The organism is Rhodococcus sp. ARC_M5, from assembly GCF_022810405.1.
GTDB classification, from domain to species: domain Bacteria; phylum Actinomycetota; class Actinomycetes; order Mycobacteriales; family Mycobacteriaceae; genus Rhodococcoides; species Rhodococcoides navarretei.
Map to the genome: position 1 here is coordinate 1 of NZ_JALGQE010000054.1, position 511 is coordinate 511.

Below are 511 nucleotides of genomic sequence, written 5' to 3' on the forward strand. Positions count from 1 at the left end.
GGACGACGGTGAAGGTTCTCGCTGTCATCGCCCTCAAGGCGCAGTACCGTCTCGATGTGCTGCTCGACGTCGCCGGCTTGGCTCGGTCGACGTTCTTCTACCGTCAAGCGCAGTTACGCAGGCCCGACCCGAAGGCTGCGTTGAAAGCGGCGGTGACCAGGGCGTTCGAGAAAAACCACCGACGCTACGGGCATCGACGCGTGCACCGAGTCCTCGTCGATGGAGGGTGGCGGGTGGCGAAGAAGACGGTGTTGGCGTTGATGCGCGAGCTCGGGTTGGCCTGTGCTGTGCGGCGCCGTCGACGGTATGTCTCGTATCAGGGTCAGGTCGGGGCGGTCGCGGCGAACGTCCTCGACCGTCAGTTCACGGCGGCGGCCCCGAATCAGAAGTGGGTCACCGATGTCACCGAGTTCCGGGTCGGGGAGGCGAAGTTGTATCTGTCGCCGGTGATGGATCTGTTCGACCGCCAGATCATCTCGTATTCGATCGGAAAGTCTCCGACGACGGAGTT

1 protein-coding gene is annotated in these 511 nt (G+C 63.4%); it reads left to right on the plus strand.

The genetic code is table 11. From position 1 onward, the window contains the following. Window positions 1–511: IS3 family transposase (locus tag MTX34_RS25515; RefSeq protein WP_243611205.1), on the plus strand; the 511-nt coding region annotated here is incomplete at both ends.